Here is a 20145-nt window from a genome sequence, read left to right on the forward strand (position 1 = left end):
ACTTAATACTATGTCCGTTAAAATTTTAATGGTTTGCTTAGGCAATATCTGTCGTTCACCATTGGCAGAAGGTTTATTAGCTGCTAAACTTCCTAAAGATAAATTCTTGGTAGATTCTGCCGGAACTGGTCATTGGCATGTTGGTAAACAACCTGATGAGCGCTCTATAGCTACAGCTAAAAAAAACGGGCTGGATATATCAAAACAAAGAGGTAACCATTTTACTCCTAAACACTTTGAAGAGTTTGATTACATCTATGTTATGGATGGTTCAAATTATGACGATGTTGTCTTTATGGCTAAAACCGAAGAAGACAAAAATAAGGTACAACTTATTTTAGACGAATTATTTCCTGGTGATAATGTTGACGTGCCAGACCCATATTATGGTTTACAAAACGGATTTGATATGGTTTACGAAATGCTTGATGAAGCTACGGATTTATTAGCAAAAAAATTAATAGCAAAACATTCCTAATGAAGCCAGTAAACTTAAAAGGTATTTTATATTTAATTCCTACAACACTTGGCGAAAGCAATCCGCATGATGTTTTGCCTCAAACAGTTAAAAGAGCCATCGAATTTATAGATTGCTATATTGTTGAGAATGAAAAAACTGCACGTAGGTTTATAAAAAGCATTTACCCAGAAAAAGTACAATCCTCTCTAATAATTAGTTCTTTAAACAAATACACCGAAGTTTCTGAACACAACGAAATGATTCAGCCTTGTTTACAAGGAATCAATGTTGGATTAATGAGCGAAGCTGGTTGTCCTGGTGTAGCTGATCCTGGTGCTGCAATTGTTAAACTAGCTCATGAAAAAGGAATTCAAGTCGTACCTTTAGTTGGGCCATCCTCCATTTTATTAGCCATGATGGGAAGCGGCATGAATGGACAAAGTTTTGCTTTTAATGGTTATTTACCAATTGACAAATCTGATAAAAAATCGGCTTTGAAAAATTTTGAAAAACTTTCTTTTGATAAAAACCAATCGCAAATTTTTATTGAAACACCTTATAGAAACAATAAATTATTAGAAGATTTTCTCCAAACATTACAACCAAATACTCATTTATGTATTGCTGCAGATATAACACTTCCAACAGAATACATCAAAACAATGAAAGTTTCAGAATGGAAAAAAGCAACCATTGATTTACACAATCGACCTACGATATTTATAATACACAAATCTTATTAAACAAAAAAGCCATCAGAATTTGATGGCTTTTTTATTATATAACTTTTAACTATTTTATCACCTTAGGACTACTTTCAGGTTTGATATTATGAGTTTCATAACCTCCAAACTCTTTCATATACGACTTTACTGAAGTTCCGTAATTGTCTTTACATTTTTTTCTTCCGTTAGATTCTAGGAACTTTCTAACAGAACCAGCTCCACCTAAATGAGCCGCAGCTAAAATTCCAGATTCAGTAATTCTTACACCATCAATCATTTTACCTCTATATTCTTTTATCACTTCTCTTAATTCCCACTTGTTCTTTTTCAACAACGCGATAAAAGCTTTTTCTTGCATTTTGTGATTTCTCAAAAACAGCATGCTATCTTTAATTCCGATTGAAGCTAATGTAGATTTACCAAATTGGTATTTACCTAAATATCCTAAAGAATTAACTTTACTATATTTTCCTTGAGATTCTTTGAAAGCGATAGCTTCTTTAAATCCAATAAAATATTTTCCGGTAAAAGGTATTGAAGTATTGATATAATCTGATGGTTTTTCTGAAGGAAATTGATATAACAATTCTTCATTTTCGTCTACATAAAACCAGTTATGATTGAAAGATTCTATAGGTTTAAAAGCGGAGCTTATAAATCCAATTAACACAACGATTCCTATGTAAAACGACCATCTATTTATCATAAATTGTAATTTCCAAGTGCTGTCACCATCTTGATATTGACGGTGCAAATGTACAACTTATTTTTAAATAAAATTGAAAATCAAGCAGTTAAAGTTTTCTAAAAGTAAAAACCACGCCATTTAACTCCTTGTGAGCCACTGATTTCAATCGTTGGAGCTGGAATTTTGATAGCGTTAAAAATTGAAAAAAAAGTCTTTAAAAAAGCAGATTTTGTCTCAATTTTTGTCAAATCTGCATCCAAACTTAGGTAAAATTGTCGCTCTCTTTTCGAAAAAGGAAGGCTTAAATCAGCTACTGTTTCACTTCTTCCAGCTATCATACCATCAGCACCATAACCTGCAGCCAAATTTAACCATTTGGGCAATTTAGAAGATTTAAAAAATGAATGCAAATTCACTGATAGCCAATAGGTTTGTCCGTTATAATCTTTAAAAATCTCTTCAGAAAGTGAACTACCCAACACATTTGGACGTAAGGAAGCATATTTTGTAGTATGAAATGAAAATTTTGGCACAATGCGTTGCTCCTTCCATAATAATTCTTGCGAAACATATAGAGCGGTTCCACCAGCATTAGCAATTAAATCACCTGAAGATGCACCCCATTCTTGCGAAAAGCCATCAAAAACCTCGACAGCAGTTAAAAAAGCAAAACCAACAGTTGCGCCATATACTAATTGACTTTTTTTATCACATCCACTCCATTTCAAAGCATTTGCGCCATAGCTTCCCAGATGATAAGCCGAAAAAACATGTCCGGCTTTATCCATTTGAAGCCATTCATCATTATCATTAATAAAATGAAAGTCAGATTTTGGGTAATCTGCATACCAAATTTGATTAAGACCTACCAAAGCACTAGAGGCTAAAACAGTTTCAGAGATAATAACTCCGTTGAGACGTTTCTTATTTAAAGAATCGGAAGGTTTGAAAAAATTATTGAAGTCACTCTGAGAAAATCCGAAGTTGAATTTTAACAGAAGTAAAAGCAATAGTATTAAAGGCGATTTTTTCAACACTTATCGGTTGGTTCCTGTCGTATTCAACCAATCAGCATATTTTTTTGCATTAACTTGATGCTGAGGATAAGTTGAAGCAAATTCATGATATCCAAAACGTTCAACGCTTGCACAAAAGTAGATATAATCATGCTTTTCAGCATTCAAGACAGCATCTATAGCATTAATATCTGGTTGTGCAATTGGTCCTGGAGGCAATCCAATATTAACATAAGTATTATAAGCTGATGAAATGGTCAAGTCACCATAAAGAACTCTTCTTATAACTTGATCAAAATCATTATCCCTAAGTTTTAGTGAATAAATCACCGTTGGATCAGCTTGCAAAGGCATACCTTGAGTAATTCGATTCAAATAAGCACCAGCAACTCTTGGACGCTCATCCTTTTTAACAGTTTCTTTGTGCACAATAGAAGCTAAAGTAATCACTTGCTCTGGAGTCATTCCTAATTCTTCAGCTTTAGCTAAACGATCTTTATTCCAAAATTTCTTATACTCATCAAGCATTTTATCGCGGAATTTTTCTGCAGAGGTATTCCAATAAAATTCATATGAATTAGGAAGAAACATACACAAAACGTTCTCTTTTGTAAAACCATTTTTCTTTAAAAAAACGCTATCTCTAAAAGCCGTCATCAATCCTAAAGAATCCGCCTCAATTTCAGAACCAATTCTTTGAGCAACATTTTCTAATCGCTCTTGATTGTTAAAAGCAATTTTTACTGGTAAATTTCTTCTTAAAGAAGCTATCAAACCAAAGTTACCCATCCCTTTTTTAAACAAAAACCTACCTGGTTTAACATTGTCATCATATTTTCTCAAACTAGCCATAAGATCAAAACCACTCATACTTTCAACATATGGTGAAACGATTCGTTTAACATCTTCATAATTGGAACCTGTTGGAATTTCAACATAGAGTTCATCTTTAGAGAATTTAGTATTAGAAGAGAAAAACTTCACATAAACAATAGTAGCGACAACTAGAAAAAGAGCCGTTCCAATTCCTAAAATGGTTTTTAATTTTTTGTTCAAAACAATATTTTTTTAATGTTGATGATTGATTAACTGAAAAAGAGCTTCGTCATGAAAGGAATTACCTTGATAAATCCAATCTTTCTTCACTCCTATTTTCTGAAATCCAAAAGTAGTAAAAAGGTTTAAACTTGCTTCATTATCCATTCCAATATTTGCATAAAGTTGATGTAATTGAAGTTGGTTAAAACTATAATCGATTAATAAACCAATTGCTTCCTTGCCTATTCCATTGCCACGATTAGTTTCATTTTGAATTAAAATTCCAATTCCTGCACGATTATTTACAGGATCAAAATCGAATAAATCAATTAGTCCAATAGCTTCAAAAGTGTCATTTTTACATATTGCAAGGCGTAATTGTTTGGCTTCATAAATATCTTGATGTGCATTTTCAAGATATTGACGAATTAAAAACTTACTGTAAGGCGTTTGCGTATTGCTCACATTCCAAATCGATTCGTCGTTTTCTATTTGATAGACAAACTCCAAATCTTCTGGTTCTAATGCTCTTAAGAATATATTTTTACCTTTTAATGTAATCATAGAACTTTTTTTATTTACCAAATAATCTAACTAAAATAACAATAAGTAAAAATATAATTGCAAGTGGTAAAATTATATACATTTCTAAAGATTTATACATACTGAAATAATCTTTTTTAGAAAAGCCATCTTTATCTGAATTAAATTTTGAGAACAATAATAAACAACAAACTACAAGGAGTAAAACTAAAGTTGTTAAATCTACACTCTGCATGTAATTAAATTAATATTTCGCCTTCAAAAACAAAAGTTGCTGGTCCAATTAAAAAAACTTTTTCGAAACCATTGTCTGATTTTTCAAATGTAACTTTTAGTTTTCCGCCTTCTACATTTATATCAATTGAATTTGAATTGGTTTTTCCGATTACATTCATAGCAATAGCTGTTGCAGTTGCTCCTGTTCCACAAGATAATGTTTCATCTTCAACTCCACGTTCATAAGTTCTTAGTCGGAAATGATTATCAGAAATTTGATTTACAAAATTTACATTGCTTCCTGCTTTTCCATACAAATCAGAATATCTGATTTCGGCACCATTTTCTTTTACATTATAATGTTCCAAATCGTTTACCAAAGTTACATGATGTGGTGAACCTGTATTTAAAAAAACATATTCTGTATCGATTTTTACCTCATCAACATCTTTCATTTGAAGTGAAACAATTCCGTTTTCATCAATTGTTGCATGATGTAAACCATCTGTTGCGATGAACGTTGCTTCATTATTTATAACATTCAAACTTCTAGCAAAAGCTACCAAACATCTTCCGCCATTACCACACATCGAACTTTCATTTCCATCAGAATTGTAGTAAACCATCCTAAAATCTGTCGAATTGTCATTTTCTAAAAGAATTAAACCATCAGCACCAATACCAAAACGTCTGTCGCAAAGGCGTTCAATCAGTTTGGTATCGTTTTTGGGAAAGAAATTTTGACGATTATCAATCATCACAAAATCATTTCCTGTTCCTTGATATTTGTAAAATTTGAGTTGCATTTTTATTTTTGTATTCCACAAAGTTACAAATATTAATGATACGTTAAAGATTGTTAAACGAGCGTTAAACTGATTTTATAAAAATAATAAATTACTAATTTTGATGTTAAATGATTTAAAACAATTTAAAAAATGAAAAGATTATCAAGTTTATTTTTAGTGTCTTTGTTAAGCGGTGCTACAACACTAGGTGCTTATAAATTATTTATTGAAAAAGATGTCGATGGAAATTCAATTGTTACACAAGCTCCAAGTTCCTTCGGAAAAACCGTTGGAATGGGTGCAGAAAATATTGATTTTACTTCGGCTGCAGAAAATGCAGTTCATACGGTTGTTCACGTGAAAAATGTTTCTGTTAGAACAGTTTACAACCCAATTATGGAGTTTTTCTACGGTTCACGTGGTGGACAACAACAAGAACAAATTGGAACTGGTTCTGGAGTTATTATTTCTGAAGATGGATACATTGTAACTAATAATCACGTGATTAAAGATGCTTCTGAACTTGAAGTTACGTTAAACAATAACAAAGTTTACAAAGCAAAATTGATTGGAACCGATTCTAAAATGGATATTGCTTTATTAAAAATAGATGCTGATGGAAAATTACCTTATTCAACATTTGCAGATTCTGATCAAGTGAAAGTTGGAGAATGGGTTTTAGCAGTTGGAAATCCATATAATTTGAATTCGACTGTTACAGCCGGAATTGTTTCTGCGAAAGCTAGAAATTTGGACACCAAAGGAATTCAATCTTTTATTCAAACGGATGCTGCTGTAAATCCAGGAAATTCTGGTGGTGCTTTAGTTAACACTCGTGGTGAATTGATTGGGATTAATACAATGATTTCTTCTCCAACAGGAAGTTATGCAGGATATTCATTTGCAGTTCCATCAAATATTACACGCAAAATCATTGAAGACATCATGGAATTTGGAAATGTTCAAAGAGGAATTCTTGGTGTTGAAGGAAGTGAATTGACAGGAAATTATTCTAAAGAATTAGGAATTAAAGATACTGAAGGATTCTATATAAATAAAGTAAATAAAAATTCTGGTGCTGAAAAAGCAGGTTTGAAAAAAGGTGATATCATCAAAAAATTAGACAACCAGAAAATTTCATCTTATGCAGAATTATCTGGATTTATCAATACAAAACGTCCGAATGATAAAGTAAATGTGACTTATGAAAGAGATGGTCAAACCAAAGTTGTTCCAGTTGTTTTGGTAAAAAATGATATAATTCAAACTGATTTTAAAGGTCTAGAATTAGAAAATTTATCAGACGCTGACAAGAAAAATTTCCGAATTGACTATGGTGTAAAAATCAAAGAAGTAAGTAACGAAAGACTTTTACCCTACAAAGACGAATTAGAAGGAAGCATCATTTTAGACATCAATGGTGTAAAAGCATCTGATGTAGAAACGGTATCGAGAGCAACCAACAACGCTAATGAAAGTCAAGGCACTAGTGTCAAATTAATGACAAAAAATGGTCAAGTAATGCGCATCATCATCTAAATATAATGTAATAAAAGGTGAAAAACCATTCTGTTTCTTTCAGAATGGTTTTTTTATTTAAAAAAAGTTTGAAATAATTTTACGAAAACGTTATAGTTGATTACTTTTGCACGGAAATTTATTTTTAACAATACAACTAATCAATTTTTCTCAAAATGAACAAAAACGCATTATACGAAAAAGAGCTTTCTTTTCAGGCTGACAGACGAAAGGCTGGTGTAGAATTTATTAAAATCATTAGTGATTTATGGTATGATAAATCTATTGAATTGGTATTCTTTAGAAATCAATTAATTGACAGAAACGTTAGTGATATTATGAATCTTCATGAATATGCTGGTGAATTCGTTCAAAAACCAATTAATGTTTTTGATTCTGTTGAAATTGCTCGTGCTATTGAAAATTTAGATTTACCACCATCAAGAATAGATATTGGAAAACTGACTTATGAATATCATTTAGAAGACAATAAATACCACGATGCGCGTGCCTTTGTGATTGATAAATTAAAAGACGCTAAAAATTCACAAGAAATTAAACCTAAAGATGTAGTTCTTTATGGATTTGGTAGAATTGGAAGATTATTGGCTCGTGAAATGATGAGTAAAATTGGAAAAGGGCAACAATTACGTTTGAGAGCTATTGTAACTCGTGATAGAAATGACGCACAATCCTTAGAAAAAAGAGCTTCGTTATTAAGATATGATTCAGTTCATGGCGATTTTGAAGGTTCTGTGAATGCTGATACTGAAAATGATGCTTTAATCATCAACGGAACAACAGTTCACATCATTACAGCCAATTCTCCAGAAGAAATTGATTATACTAAATACGGAATTGAAGATGCTTTAGTTATTGATAACACTGGAGCTTTCACAACAGAAGAAGCTTTGAAACGTCATTTAACTTCTATAGGAGTTGATAAAGTTTTATTGACTGCACCAGGAAAAGGTGTTCCGAATATTGTTTACGGAGTAAATCATAATGATTATAATCCTGATACAGTAAATATTTTCTCGGCTGCGTCTTGTACAACAAATGCAATTACACCAATTTTAAAAGCAGTTGAAGATACGCTTGGAGTTGTAAAAGGTCACTTAGAAACCATTCATGCTTATACCAACGACCAAAACTTGGTAGACAATATGCACAAAAAATACCGTCGTGGAAGAGCAGCTGCTTTAAACATGGTAATTACAGAAACCGGAGCTGGAAGTGCTGTTGCAAAAGCATTACCAAATTTAGCAGGAAAATTAACTTCCAATGCTATACGTGTTCCTGTTCCGAATGGTTCACTTGTAGTATTGAATCTTGAAGTTGGTAAAGAAACTTCTGTTGAAGAGGTAAACAATATTATGAAAAAATATGCTTTAGAAGGTGAACTTGTAGAGCAAATTAAATATTCTTTAAACAACGAATTAGTTTCCTCAGACATTGTTGGAACATCGGCACCATCTATTTATGATAGCAATGCGACAATTGTTTCTGGCGACGGAAAAAACATTGTTTTATATGTTTGGTACGATAACGAATATGGTTACAGCCACCAAGTTATAAGACTTGCAAAATATATTTCTAAAGTAAGACGTTATACTTACTATTAGTAGATTATTAATTCGAAATAAAATTCCGTTTCTATTATTTGAAGCGGAATTTTTTTGTTTTCAAAATAAAAATATACTATTTCAATTCAAATTTTACAGAGTTTACCGCAACAAATACTTGACTTCTTTGATTTTTTAATTAATTTTTAATTAATTTTTGAAATAAAAGTCACTACTTTCCAATAATTATGATATTTTAGCGTTTTTAAAATGTAACCCAAATTTACATCTATGAATAAATCCTTGTTTGTATTGCTATTATTGGCACAATTTTCTTTTGGCCAAGAGAAATCAAAAGTTACCACTTATAAGTATGGCTACAATGGCATGGAGCTAATTGTAAAAAACAATAGTGGAAATATGATTGTTGTAAGCACCTTTAATTCTAAAAAAGAACTTAAAGAAGAAATCGCACAAAAAGTTTATCAGCAATTTAAAGACAGTAAATTAGTAACTGGTGATACTCTAAAAATACAAGGTGACAACGCAATTGTAACTGGAAAATGTTTCATCCAACAAAAAGGAAAATTAACTACACTTAACTTTTATTATGAAACTGTAGAATGGGATTCTGGCTTGACCGAAATTTATAAAAATATATAATTAAAAAAGCTCCTAAATTTTAGGAGCTTTTTTTTGCAAAAATAAATTACTAACCAATTATGCGTTGGCAGCAATTAAGTTTAAAGCCGATCCAGCTACAAACCAACCAATTTGGCTTTCGTTGTAAGTGTGATTTGCTAGAATTATATCTTTTGAACCATCAGCGTGAACAAATTCTAATGTTAATGGTTTTCCAGGTGCAAATTCTGTTAAATCTAAGAAGTTAATAGTATCATCTTCTTTGATTTTATCATAATCTGCTTCGTTAGCAAAAGTTAACGCTAACATTCCTTGTTTTTTCAAGTTAGTTTCGTGAATACGAGCAAATGATTTTACCAAAACCGCTTTCACACCAAGGAAACGTGGTTCCATTGCAGCGTGCTCTCTTGAAGAACCTTCACCATAATTTTGATCACCAACAACAATTGAAGGAACTCCAGCAGCTTTGTAAGCTCTTGCCACAGCAGGAACAGCAGCGTATTCTCCAGTCAATTGATTTTTAACTTTATTTGCTTCTTGGTTATAAGCATTTACAGCACCAATCAACATATTATTAGAAATATTATCTAAATGTCCTCTGAAGCGCAACCATGGTCCAGCCATAGAAATGTGGTCGGTAGTACATTTTCCGAAAGCTTTGATAAGTAATTTAGCACCTGAAATGTTTTTTCCATCCCAAGCATCAAATGGTGCTAAAAGTTGTAAACGATCTGATGTTGGAGAAACCGCAACTTGTACATTACTTCCATCTGCAGCTGGCGCTTGAAAACCTGCATCTTCTACATCAAAACCTCTTTTTGGAAGTTCATCACCTGTAGGAGGATTCAATTTTACAGCTTCACCTTTATCATTCAATAAAGTATCGGTTATTGGATTGAAAGACAAATCACCTGAAATCGCTAATGCAGCCACCATTTCTGGAGATGTTACAAAAGCATGCGTGTTTGGATTTCCGTCAGCACGTTTTGAGAAATTTCTGTTAAACGAGTGAACGATGGTATTTTTTTCTCCTTTGTCTGCTCCTTCTCTATCCCATTGTCCGATACATGGTCCGCAAGCATTTGTAAATACTTTAGTTCCCATTTTCTCGAAAGTAGCGATGATTCCATCTCTTTCAATAGTATAACGAATTTGCTCAGAACCTGGATTGATTCCGAATTCTGCTTTTGGAGAGATTCCGTGAGCAACAGCTTGTTCAACGATTGAAGCAGCACGAGCCATATCTTCGTAAGATGAGTTGGTACAAGAACCAATTAAACCCCATTCTACTTTTAAAGGCCAACCATTTTTAGTTGCTTCCTCTTTCATTTTAGAAACAGGCGTTCCTCTATCTGGAGTGAAAGGTCCGTTGATATGTGGTTCTAATTCAGATAAGTTAATTTCGATTAATTCATCAAAATACTGACTTGGATTAGCGTAAACTTCGGCATCACCAGTTAAATAATCCGCTACTTTATCCGCAGCATCAACAACATCTTGACGGCCAGTTGCTGCTAAATATCTTCTCATTGAATCATCGTATCCAAAAGTTGAAGTCGTAGCTCCAATTTCTGCACCCATGTTACAGATAGTTCCTTTTCCAGTACAAGACATATTGATTGCACCTTCACCAAAGTATTCCACAATAGCACCAGTTCCACCTTTTACAGTAAGAATATCAGCTACTTTTAGAATTACGTCTTTTGGAGCTGTCCACCCATTTAGTTTTCCTGTCAATTTAACTCCGATTAATTTTGGAAATTTTAATTCCCACGACATACCTGACATTACATCAACTGCATCTGCACCACCAACACCAATTGCTAACATACCTAATCCACCAGCATTTACAGTGTGTGAATCGGTTCCAATCATCATTCCACCTGGAAATGCATAATTTTCTAAAACGATTTGGTGAATAATTCCAGAACCTGGTTTCCAAAAACCAATTCCGTATTTGTTTGAAACAGAAGAAAGGAAATCAAAAACTTCTTTAGATTGTGAATTAGCTACAGCTAAATCGGTAGTAGCACCAACTTTAGCCTGAATTAAGTGATCACAATGCACTGTTGTTGGAACAGCAACTGTTTTCTTTCCGGCATGCATGAATTGTAATAATGCCATTTGAGCTGTTGCATCTTGGCAAGCTACTCTATCTGGAGCAAAATCAACATAATCTTTTCCTCTTGAAAAAGCTTGAGAAGGCGTTCCTTCCCATAAATGTGAATATAAAATCTTTTCAGAAAGTGTTAACGGACGTCCAACTAACTCACGTGCTTTGTCTACACGTTCTGCCATTGTTCCGTACACTTTTTTAATCATTTCGATATCAAAAGCCATAATATAATAGGTTTATTTATTTGCAACGCAAATTTACGAAAACGTTATACCATTAAAAAATTTTTAGTCAAATATCTTTATTGAAAGAAATAATTTGCGAAAACGAGAATTTCGCTATGCATTTTTTATCAAAATCGCATTTTAACGAAGAAAAATTGATGATTGTTAATTTTGATACGTAAATTAAATCTAAATAAAACTAAAATACTGTTTGTCTACTGGTTTAATGAAGTATTTGTATTTAGATTTACTTACTGTTTTACAATCTTTACTATTTCGTTTTTTTCTCCCAATAAATTAAAAAAGTAAATACCACTGTTAAAATTACTTAAATCAATTTCTACGACTTCATCAATAACAGAAAATCGTTTTAGTTCTTGACCAAGATAATTATAAATAACAACAGTAGTAAAAAAACCTCCTTCGTTATGTAATCTAACAAAGTTATTAGTTGGATTAGGATATAAAACTACTTTATTAACTGCAAACTCCTCATTGCCCAAACCACAATTGCTGGTAATGTTTATAGTTTGTGCCGAACCACAATTGTTTAAATGATTTTGCACACTTGCTAACTCACTAGCATCAACACAAATGGTAGCCAAGTTTGGATTACCTGTTTTCCAGCAGTCGTTGAAATTTACATTACTAAAATCGTGGCTGATACCGTTTTTTAGGTTAATAGATGCAAGATTGTTATTTGAACAATTTAATTTTGTTAATGATGGATTATTGCTAAAATCCAATGTTGTTATTAAATTATTATTACACAATATTGTATTCAAATTATTTAGTCCATTAAAAGTTAGATTTGCTATTTGATTGTTACTGCAAATAAGACTTTGCAAATTTGCTAAACCATTTATATTTAGACTTGACATGTTGTTAAAATCACATCTTAAATTTATCAATTGGTTTAAAGAACTTAAATTCAAGTTAGTTATGGAATTATAATGACACCCCAAAGATTGTAAATTATTAAAATATTCTATACCATCAAGACTACTAATATTTGATGTAATTAAAAACAAGTAAGTCACATTAAGTGCTTCACTTTGTTCAATTTCACCATTATTATTAAGGTCAATCTTTATATACCCAGCGATATTATTATTTGTATTTGCTTGTAATAGTTTATTTTTAAAATTTATATCAGGTATATTTATTATTTGAGAGAAACCAAATACTTGAAAAAACAACAATAAAACTAAAAATGTCTTTTTCATAATTTTTGTATTTCCAAATGAATTTGATTTTTATTTAAAAACTTGGTTTTTTATTTAGCTAATCAGTTTTTTTATCAAATATAATAAAAAATTCCGCAAAGTCAGGAGACATTTGCGGAGCTTGGTTCAAATTATTTTTGTAACAATTACATCAACTTACTTATAATTACTTCTTCTGTAATTCCTTCAGCATCGGCTTTATAATTTTTGATGATTCTGTGTCTTAATATTCCGGTTGCAACTGCTTTTACATCTTCAATATCTGGAGAGAATTTTCCTTTGAAAGCAGCATTGGCTTTGGCTGCCAAAATTAAATTTTGCGAAGCTCTTGGTCCTGCACCCCAATCTAAATAATTATTTACATAATCAGTAGCCAATGGAGAGTTTGGCCTTGTCTTTCCAACTAAAGTCACAGCATATTCAATAACATTATCTGCAACAGGAATTCTACGAATCAAATGTTGGAAATCGATAATTTCTTGTGCAGAAAACAGAGGATTTATAGTTGGTTTTGCGTCAGAAGTTGTGCTTTTTACTACTTCAACTTCTTCTGCAAACGATGGATAATCCAACTTGATTGCAAACATAAAACGGTCTAATTGTGCTTCTGGTAAAGGATAAGTTCCTTCTTGCTCAATTGGGTTTTGAGTTGCTAAAACAAAATAAGGTAAATCTAATTTATAGTTATGACCTGCAATAGTTACCGAACGTTCTTGCATGGCTTCCAATAAAGCTGCTTGTGTTTTTGGTGGCGTTCTGTTAATCTCATCAGCCAAAATAATATTAGAAAAAACTGGTCCTTTTATAAATTTGAACTGACGGTTTTCATCTAAAATTTCACTTCCTAAAATATCAGAAGGCATTAAATCGGGTGTGAACTGAATTCTTTTGAAATTCAATCCTAAAGCTTGAGAAATAGTATTAACCATTAAGGTTTTTGCCAAACCAGGAACTCCAACAAGCAAAGCGTGTCCACCTGAAAAAATACTCAATAATATCTGGTCAACAACATCGTCTTGACCCACAATTATTTTGGAAATTTCTTTTTTAAGTTCGAGCCTTTTCTGAACTAAATTCTGTATCGCTGTAACGTCTGACATATTTAATATTAGATTTTAAATTTTAGATTTTAGATGTTTTTATCCATCCAAATCCAAAGTATACTATTATTTTTTCAACCAATTATTTGTAAAAGTACAATCTTTGTACTCACCATTAATCTTGATATAAGTTTCTTTTACCTTTTCATCTGTCCATTTTGCAATGGCATTGATTTGTTTTTCTTTTAAAGCTAATTCTTTAATTTTAATGAAATCTTTACTAAAATCGGCAGTATGCTCTTCAATTTTATTGGTAACCATTATAATTTTATAACGCTTTCCAGCTTTTGCATCTTCATCTAAAATAACTGAAGAAATCTCGCCACTTTTCAAATTAGAAACCTGACCATAAATAACTGGATCCATATTGGTCAATTCAAAATGCGTATCTTGAGTTTTTGGGTTAACTAATGTTCCTCCATTTGCACGAGTTTCTTTCTCATCAGACATCGTTCTTGCTGCTTCTGCAAAAGTAATTTCTTTAGCTAATATTCTAGTTCTTAGTAATTCGATTTTATCTTTTGCCTCTTTTAGTGCATCATAAGATACTTTTGGCATCATCAAAATGTGACGTAATTCTAAATCTTGACCTTTTACTTTTTCCAAATAAATGATATGAAAACCAAACTCCGTTTCAAAAGGTTCTGATATTTCTCCTTCTTGTAATGAGAAAGCTACGTCTTTAAACTCTTTTACGAAAGGTGTTTTCTTGTTGATTTTATAGAAACCACCACTTGATCTCGAACCTGGATCTTCTGTATACAAAACGGCTTTGGTTGTAAAACTTGCGCCTTCTTGCACTTGTTTTTTGATTTCTTTCAATCGGTCAATAACCACTTGCTTTTCAGCTTGCGAAACTTTTGGCGCAATAACTATTTGTGCTATCTCAAGTTCAGCACCCAACATTGGACGCTCTGATTCTGGAATTTTCTTGAAAAAATTTCTAGTTTCTTCCGGTGTAATTTGAATTGGATCAATAATTTTCTTCTGCATTTCAGAAGCTAATTTTTGTTGTTTCAAGATTTCGAAAAGTTCTGTTTTGAACTCGTCTTCGTTATTCTTTTTGAAATACTTTATCACATTCTCCATTGACTTAAGTTGTTCAACCATATAGTCTATTTGTTGATTCATTTTTTCTTTTACTTCTTCGTCTTTTACAACAATAGAATCTTGAATGGCTTGATGCGCATACAATTTATCCTCAAGAAGTTTACCCAACATTTGGCATCTAGTAATGTCTTTTACAGAACCACCAGAACCTTCAATTTCAAGAAAAGCTTTGTCAATATCAGAATCTAAAACAGTATAATCACCAACTGTTGCTACAATTCCATCAACACGTTGACGCTTTTGTTGTGGCGTCGTTGCTTTCTTTTCTGGTTCTTTATCTTTAATTATCTCTTGTGCGTTTACAGAAAAACCAATTAAAAAAAGGAAAATACCTTGTACAATTTTGTTATTCAATACATTCATCATTTCTTCGTTTATTATTTTTTAATTTGTTTTTTTACTGTTTCAAACACGTCTTGATTTACCTTAACCGTAAATTCTTTTTTAAGTTCATCAACCCAATTTTGTTCTAAATATTGCTGATAGTCGTTTACTAATTTGCCTTTACACTCTTCTAATGATTTGGCACCTGCAGGAAGGACTTTATTTACTTTAGTAATAAAATAGTATTCACCTTTATTTGTTATTTCTGAAAGTCCTAATTCCATTTTAGTTCCTTGTGGCAAAGCGCTATCACCTTCTTCATAAGTTCCTTCGTAAAGCATTACGTTTAAAACTTGCTCAGTATTAAATTTATCCTTTACATCCTTAGGTGTTTTGCCTTTTTTAAGCATTGCTAAAACCTTGTTCATAGTTTCTTTATCTCTTGAAGAATAAATTTCACTAGTCACACGAGCTTTCCATTGGTATTTATTTTTTTGAGTTTCGTAGAATGCTTTCAATCCAACAGAATCTGTTTTAGAACGTTGCCAAATTTCTTTATCCATTAAATCAAATAATAATAATCCATCACGATATTCTTCCATAACTGATGCAAATTCAGGAAACTCATTTTCTAAATTCTCATTATTATATTGGTTACGGTGCTCATCAGCAAAATTTTCAAATAATTTCTCAACCAGCTTTTCTATTGGTTTAATAGCTATTCCTGATTTTTGTTGAGAATATATGTAATCTAAAAATGTTGTTCCTGTTAGATTTCTAGTTCCAACATTGAAAAGAGTTGCAGAATATTTTTTTGCGTCAGCAGGCAAGCTCCATTTTGCTTCATAAAAATCGTTAGTTACTAATTTTACAATAGAACTATACAATTTAGCGTCTCTTTTTACTGGATATTTTTTTCTTAATTTTTCAGTTAAAGAATTTGTAATCAATCTAGAACGATCGTCTTTACTGATTTTGTTTTCTAATTCGATTCTAGAATCCTCGTATGATTTTATTGGGAATTTTTCGATTAATTTTACAATATGCCAACCAAATTGAGTTTCAAAAGGCTCAGAAACCGGATTCTCTTTTGTTAATGAAAAAGCTTTATTTTCAAATTCTTCAGAACTCAATTGCCCTGAACCAAAACGATTTAAAACACCACCTTTTGAAGCTGAAGATTTATCTTCTGAAAATTGCTTAGCTAATTCTTCAAATTTTTCGCCTTGTTGTAATTTTTTATAAATATCCTCGATAGTAGTTTTTGCTGTTGTAACTTCTTCATTATCTTTTTGTTTCAAAATCATAATGTGAGCAACTGCTACTTCTCCTCTATTTGCTCTGATGTCATTTACTTTTATCAAATGATATCCAAATCGAGTTCTCACTGGATTAGATATGGTTCCAACAGGAGTATTGTAAGCACCATTTTCAAAAGCGTAAACCATTCTGAAACTTGTAAAATAACCTAGATTACCTTTATTTTCTTTAGCCGATGGATCTTGAGAAACTTCAGCAGCTACCGTTCCAAAATCTTCACCTTTCATAATTCGCTCTCTAATGGCCTTTGTCTTATTATAAGCAGCTAAAGTATCTGCAGGAGATGCATTTTCATCAACTAAAATTAAAATATGAGACGCATTAACTTCTTTTTGAAGTCTTTTATATCCTTCATCCACCAATTCTTTGGTAACTTTTGAATCGGTTGTATAGTTTTTAGACAATTGAGTTCTATAGGTTTTTAACTCTGACAAATACTGTTGTCCATCTTGAAGTCCTAATTTATTTGCTTTGTTAACTTTAAGCTTATAACCAATATAAAGATCTAAATATTGATTCAAATCTTTTTGAGATTCATCCTTTACTAAATCCAAATTCTTATTATAAACCCTTACAAATTCATCAGTATAATAAGGTTTATCATTGATGGTAAATAAAACTTCTTTGGATTTATTCTGTGCATTTGATGTAAAAGCAAGACACATTATTAATCCTAAAAACAATTGTTTTAACTTCATATTCTATATTTTAATTAAATAAGTGGTTTTATTAATTTCTATTTTACGTGCAATAGCAGCACATACATTACAATCAACAAAAGTAACAAATCGACTGTATTAAACAAGTATAGCACTTACTATTAACAAAATTTTATTAACACAATAAAAAGGAAGATTTTTTCAAATCACAACTTCCATTAGTTATTTATTTAATAAATAGTATTTTTGCAGTCCATTATAACAATTATGAGCTTTTTAAAAGAAATACAACGTCGCAGAACATTCGGAATTATATCTCATCCCGATGCCGGAAAAACTACACTAACAGAGAAATTATTACTTTTTGGTGGAGCTATTCAGGAAGCAGGTGCAGTAAAAAATAATAAAATCAAAAAAGGAGCTACTAGTGACTTCATGGAAATTGAACGTCAAAGAGGAATCTCGGTGGCAACTTCGGTTTTGGCATTTAATTATAAAGACAAAAAAATCAACATTCTTGATACTCCTGGTCACAAGGATTTTGCAGAAGATACTTTTAGAACATTAACTGCTGTTGATAGTGTCATTGTTGTTGTCGATGTAGCAAAAGGTGTTGAGGAACAAACAGAAAAACTAGTTGCTGTTTGTAGAATGCGAAAAATTCCAATAATTGTATTTATAAATAAATTAGACCGTGAAGGTAAAGATGCTTTTGACTTAATGGATGAAGTGGAAAAAAAGCTTGGTCTTCAAGTTACTCCTTTAAGTTTTCCAATCGGAATGGGTTACGACTTTCAAGGAATTTATAATATCTGGGAACAAAATATAAATCTTTTCAGTGGCGACAGCAGAAAAAACATTGAAGATACCATTGCAATTTCTGACATCAATAGTCCTGAATTAGAAAAATTAATTAAAGAAAAACCGGCTCAAAAACTTCGTGAAGAGCTAGAACTAATCGATGAAGTATATCCAAAATTTGATAGACAAGAGTATTTGGATGGAAACCTACAGCCTGTGTTTTTTGGTTCTGCATTAAATAATTTTGGAGTTAGAGAATTATTAGATTGCTTTGTGGAAATTGCTCCTACTCCAAAGCCAAAAGAATCGGACACAAGATTAGTAAACCCAGAAGAAGAAAAATTATCTGGATTCGTGTTTAAAATTCATGCTAACATGGATCCTAAGCATAGAGATCGTTTGGCATTTATAAAAATTGTTTCTGGAACTTTCGAACGCAACAAACCCTATATGCACGTTCGTTTAAATAAGAATTTAAAGTTTTCAAGTCCAAATGCCTTTTTTGCTGAGAAAAAAGAAATTGTAGATATTTCTTATCCAGGAGATATTGTTGGATTACACGATACTGGTAATTTTAAAATTGGTGACACTCTTACCGAAGGCGAAATGATGAGTTTCAAAGGAATTCCAAGTTTCTCTCCAGAACATTTTAGATACATCAACAATGCTGATCCATTAAAAGCAAAACAATTAGAAAAAGGTGTTGACCAATTAATGGATGAAGGTGTTGCTCAGTTGTTCACTCTTGAGATGAATAACAGAAAAGTTATTGGAACGGTTGGAGCTCTTCAATATGAAGTTATTCAATATCGTTTAGAACATGAATATGGTGCAAAATGTACTTATGAAAATTTCCCTGTACACAAAGCTTGTTGGGTAAAACCTGATGATGCTAAAAATGAAGAGTTTAAAGAATTTAAAAGAGTTAAACAAAAGTTTTTAGCACACGATAAATATGGGCAATTGGTGTTTTTAGCAGATTCAGATTTCACAATTCAGATGACTCAGAGCAAATATCCAAGTGTAAAATTATTTTTTACGTCAGAATTTGACTAAAATTTATATAAACTATGTCGATTTCGTAAAATTATTTCTACTTTTAATCGATAAATAACAAAAATGTAACATTATTCAAAAAAATGATTTTATATTTGCAACTTGATTTAATGTATAGTTATGAATAGATTTTATAAATTTTGTTTGTTTTCATTTGTTCTGCTTTCAGACTTTGTTGTGTTTGCTCAGCCTGGCGATGATGATGACGGAACTGGTGGCGGTGGAGGTCTAGAAGGTGGAGATCCTGCTCCTGCTCCAATCAATGGTAAATTAATAGTATTGTTGCTTTTTGGTTTAATTTTTGCGTTTTATAAATTGAAAAACGTGGCTAAAAAAGCTTAATATTCTAGATAGAATAAAAAAACCACTCTTGATGAGTGGTTTTTTTATGTCTAAAAGTTAATCTGTATTCAGTTAAAATGATTATTAGTTTTTCAACTTGATTTTTTATACAAATAAAAACCTCCACAATTTCTTGAGGAGGTTTTAAACTATTTAGTTCTTATTTAGAAACTATCTTTTAATAACGCGTAGCGTTTTAGTGTTAGACTCTTGAGATACAATTACATTGTAAACTCCAGATGGATATTGGTTTCCTAATTCAAAATTTTGAATGTCAGAAGCGTTTATCATTTTGTCCTCAACTAGTTTTCCTATCATGTCGTAAACTCTAACTTGAATGTTAGCTTCGCTATTAGTTTTTACATCCAACTTGAAGTTCTCTGCAAATGGATTTGGATAAGCTAATGCTTCAAATACATTTACTACTTCTAATTGAACATCTGATGCAATAGCTCTTGCTTGCATTGGAGTCTTGATTGTACATGCTTTACTATATGGCCCAAAATTTGGCTCATTTGGTAACTTAACCGCTACTTGCACAGAATAAAGCTCTCCATTTGGAATTAATCCAGGGAAGTTGTTTAAGGTAAATCTGTTGTATTGGTTATCATAGAATGTATCATAATCAACTCCGTTGTAAACTCTAAATCGATACATTGTTGCTCCAT

Annotated in this window: 18 protein-coding genes; 7 read left to right on the forward strand and 11 right to left on the reverse strand. The window is 31.7% G+C overall.

The window, feature by feature from the left end:
• Positions 1 to 10 precede the first annotated feature (10 nt).
• Together ACYU7A_RS14960 and ACYU7A_RS14965 are read left to right on the forward strand one after the other, a co-directional pair.
• Positions 11 to 478: a low molecular weight protein-tyrosine-phosphatase gene (locus ACYU7A_RS14960; protein WP_460577814.1), complete on the forward strand. Its 468-nt coding sequence runs from the start codon at positions 11 to 13 to the stop codon at positions 476 to 478.
• Positions 478 to 1203, forward strand: a complete 726-nt coding sequence (locus ACYU7A_RS14965; protein WP_460577816.1) for an SAM-dependent methyltransferase — start codon at positions 478 to 480, stop codon at positions 1201 to 1203. The genes ACYU7A_RS14960 and ACYU7A_RS14965 overlap by 1 nt, the downstream gene beginning before the upstream one ends.
• 49 nt (positions 1204 to 1252) lie before the next feature.
• Here the strand turns inward: ACYU7A_RS14965 and ACYU7A_RS14970 are convergent, their stop codons facing one another.
• The 5 genes from ACYU7A_RS14970 to dapF form a co-directional block, all read right to left on the reverse strand.
• Positions 1253 to 1939 (reverse strand): peptidoglycan-binding protein LysM, encoded by a 687-nt coding sequence (locus tag ACYU7A_RS14970; protein ID WP_460577818.1) that lies wholly within the window; start codon positions 1937 to 1939, stop codon positions 1253 to 1255.
• Between the two features lie 50 nt (positions 1940 to 1989).
• Positions 1990 to 2907 carry a DUF2279 domain-containing protein gene (locus tag ACYU7A_RS14975; protein WP_460577820.1) on the reverse strand — a complete coding sequence of 306 codons (918 nt, stop codon included), beginning with the start codon at positions 2905 to 2907 and terminating at the stop codon, positions 1990 to 1992.
• Positions 2908 to 2910: 3 nt separating this feature from the next.
• Complete coding sequence (gene mltG / locus ACYU7A_RS14980; RefSeq protein ID WP_460577822.1) at positions 2911 to 3945, reverse strand: endolytic transglycosylase MltG; 1035 nt, start codon at positions 3943 to 3945, stop codon at positions 2911 to 2913.
• Positions 3946 to 3957: 12 nt separating this feature from the next.
• A complete protein-coding gene (locus tag ACYU7A_RS14985) occupies positions 3958 to 4491 on the reverse strand; it encodes a GNAT family N-acetyltransferase (RefSeq protein ID WP_460577824.1) in 534 nt (177 codons plus the stop codon).
• A 218-nt stretch (positions 4492 to 4709) separates the two neighbouring features.
• Positions 4710 to 5492: a diaminopimelate epimerase gene (dapF, locus tag ACYU7A_RS14990; RefSeq protein ID WP_460577826.1), complete on the reverse strand. Its 783-nt coding sequence runs from the start codon at positions 5490 to 5492 to the stop codon at positions 4710 to 4712.
• 132 nt (positions 5493 to 5624) lie between these two features.
• Here dapF and ACYU7A_RS14995 point away from each other — a divergent pair, with 132 nt between their 5' ends.
• The 3 genes from ACYU7A_RS14995 (at position 5625) to ACYU7A_RS15005 (ending at position 9220) form a co-directional block, all read left to right on the forward strand.
• On the forward strand, positions 5625 to 7013 hold the full coding sequence (locus tag ACYU7A_RS14995; RefSeq protein WP_460577828.1) for a trypsin-like peptidase domain-containing protein: 1389 nt from the start codon (positions 5625 to 5627) through the stop codon (positions 7011 to 7013).
• 155 nt (positions 7014 to 7168) lie between these two features.
• Positions 7169 to 8617, forward strand: a complete 1449-nt coding sequence (locus tag ACYU7A_RS15000; protein ID WP_460577830.1) for a glyceraldehyde-3-phosphate dehydrogenase — start codon at positions 7169 to 7171, stop codon at positions 8615 to 8617.
• A gap of 231 nt (positions 8618 to 8848) precedes the next feature.
• Positions 8849 to 9220: a hypothetical protein gene (locus ACYU7A_RS15005; RefSeq protein WP_460577832.1), complete on the forward strand. Its 372-nt coding sequence runs from the start codon at positions 8849 to 8851 to the stop codon at positions 9218 to 9220.
• Positions 9221 to 9277: 57 nt separating this feature from the next.
• Here the strand turns inward: ACYU7A_RS15005 and ACYU7A_RS15010 are convergent, their stop codons facing one another.
• The 5 genes from ACYU7A_RS15010 to ACYU7A_RS15030 form a co-directional block, all read right to left on the reverse strand.
• Positions 9278 to 11539, reverse strand: coding sequence for an aconitate hydratase (locus ACYU7A_RS15010; protein ID WP_344815203.1), 2262 nt, complete (start codon positions 11537 to 11539; stop codon positions 9278 to 9280).
• Between the two features lie 251 nt (positions 11540 to 11790).
• Positions 11791 to 12765 (reverse strand): T9SS type A sorting domain-containing protein, encoded by a 975-nt coding sequence (locus tag ACYU7A_RS15015; RefSeq protein ID WP_460577834.1) that lies wholly within the window; start codon positions 12763 to 12765, stop codon positions 11791 to 11793.
• Between the two features lie 146 nt (positions 12766 to 12911).
• Positions 12912 to 13865, reverse strand: a complete 954-nt coding sequence (locus tag ACYU7A_RS15020) for an AAA family ATPase (RefSeq protein ID WP_460577836.1) — start codon at positions 13863 to 13865, stop codon at positions 12912 to 12914.
• A gap of 66 nt (positions 13866 to 13931) precedes the next feature.
• Entirely contained in the window at positions 13932 to 15338 is a 1407-nt protein-coding gene (locus ACYU7A_RS15025) for a peptidylprolyl isomerase (protein ID WP_460577843.1), read from the reverse strand.
• A gap of 14 nt (positions 15339 to 15352) precedes the next feature.
• Positions 15353 to 17317 (reverse strand): peptidylprolyl isomerase, encoded by a 1965-nt coding sequence (locus ACYU7A_RS15030; RefSeq protein WP_460577838.1) that lies wholly within the window; start codon positions 17315 to 17317, stop codon positions 15353 to 15355.
• Between the two features lie 228 nt (positions 17318 to 17545).
• On the opposite strand from ACYU7A_RS15030, the gene ACYU7A_RS15035 reads away from it, so the two are divergent.
• Positions 17546 to 19135 (forward strand): peptide chain release factor 3, encoded by a 1590-nt coding sequence (locus ACYU7A_RS15035; RefSeq protein ID WP_396146225.1) that lies wholly within the window; start codon positions 17546 to 17548, stop codon positions 19133 to 19135.
• A 120-nt stretch (positions 19136 to 19255) separates the two neighbouring features.
• On the forward strand, positions 19256 to 19477 hold the full coding sequence (locus ACYU7A_RS15040; protein WP_396146223.1) for a hypothetical protein: 222 nt from the start codon (positions 19256 to 19258) through the stop codon (positions 19475 to 19477).
• 171 nt (positions 19478 to 19648) lie between these two features.
• Here ACYU7A_RS15040 and ACYU7A_RS15045 read toward each other — a convergent pair.
• The coding region (locus ACYU7A_RS15045; RefSeq protein WP_460577841.1) for a T9SS type A sorting domain-containing protein at positions 19649 to 20145 on the reverse strand (497 nt) is incomplete at its 5' end.

The sequence above is a fragment of the Flavobacterium koreense genome, assembly GCF_054776075.1.